1 protein-coding gene is annotated in these 1166 nt (G+C 76.1%); it reads right to left on the reverse strand.

What is annotated here, in order from left to right; all coding sequences use genetic code 11:
- The coding region (locus BBK14_RS15460; RefSeq protein ID WP_198541297.1) for a hypothetical protein at positions 1–1072 on the reverse strand (1072 nt) is incomplete at its 3' end.
- Positions 1073–1166 lie beyond the last annotated feature (94 nt).

The raw sequence follows: 1166 nt of genomic DNA on the forward strand, positions 1-1166 counted from the left end.
CGTCGATGGTCAGCCCCGGGTAAGGGAGGGCGGTGGCGCTGAGGATGCCGATGCCGGTGCGGGGGCCGGGGTAGGCCAGGTCCGCGAGCCGGTCGGCCTGCGCCGCGCTGGCCGGCTCGGTGGCGACGAGGAGCAGGTGGGGGGCGGGGCCGGCGCCGGTGATGCGGGCGGTGAGGGTGGGTGCGCCGCCGCGTTGCAGGCGGGCGAGCTGGCTGGCGTGCTGGGTTTCGAGGACCGTCAGCGGGCTGTCGAGGTCGTCGACGGTCTCGGCGCGGTCGGGGGCGGCGTCGGTGAGGGGTTCGGGCAGGCCTGCGACGGTCAGCTGGAGGTAGGTGGCCCAGCCGCTGGTGAGCAGGCCGAGGGCGGCGAAACGTAGGACCGCGTCGGTGCGTTCGGGGGCGCCGCGTAGGTGGACGGAGCGGACGTGTTCGAGGTCGATGAGGATCGCGACCCGGCCGTCCGCCGCGGCGGCGGTGGGGGTGGTGTAGCCGAGGAGGGTGAGGCCGGGGTAGGGGGCGATGGTGGCGTCGGCCAGGGTGCCGTCGGGGTCGAGGGTGCGCGCGTCGACGGCGCGGGGCAGCTGCCAGTGGGTGCCGGTGAGCGCGGTGTAGGGCGGGGGAGGGGTCAGCGACGTGGGGGCGGCGAAGTGCAGGTCGAGGGTGGCCGCGGACAGGTAGGCGGTGTGCAGGTCGGGCAGGTCATCGCCGGTGTGTTCGGCGGTGGCGGCGAGCAGGAGCAGCGCGAGGTGAAGGAACTCGGCGCCGTCGAGGTCGGCGCCGCCGCCAGCGGCGGCTTCGGCACCGGCGGCGGCGGGGGTGGGGTGCGGGGGGAGGTCCCCGAGGTCGGCGGCGAGCTGGCGGCGTAGCCGGCGGCGGCGCAGCAGCCAGAGCAGTCCAGCGGCGGTGAGTCCGGCACCGAGCAGTTCCACCGGCAGCCAGCTGCGCGCATCGGTGTGCGCCCGCGGGGTGTCCTCCGGGTAGACGTCGCCGGTGGGCTGGGCGGTGGGACTTTCCGGTGTGCGGTCCGTGCCCGTGGGCGCCGTGCTGGTGGGTGCCGGTGGCGCAGTGGACACCGGTGGCGCAGTGGACACCGGTGGCGCAGTGGACACCGGTGGCGCAGTGGACACCGGTGGCGGGGCGAGGGTAGGTGGGATCGCCGGGAGGAAA

It is taken from the genome of Parafrankia soli (assembly GCF_001854695.1).
In the GTDB taxonomy this organism is placed as follows: domain Bacteria; phylum Actinomycetota; class Actinomycetes; order Frankiales; family Frankiaceae; genus Parafrankia; species Parafrankia soli.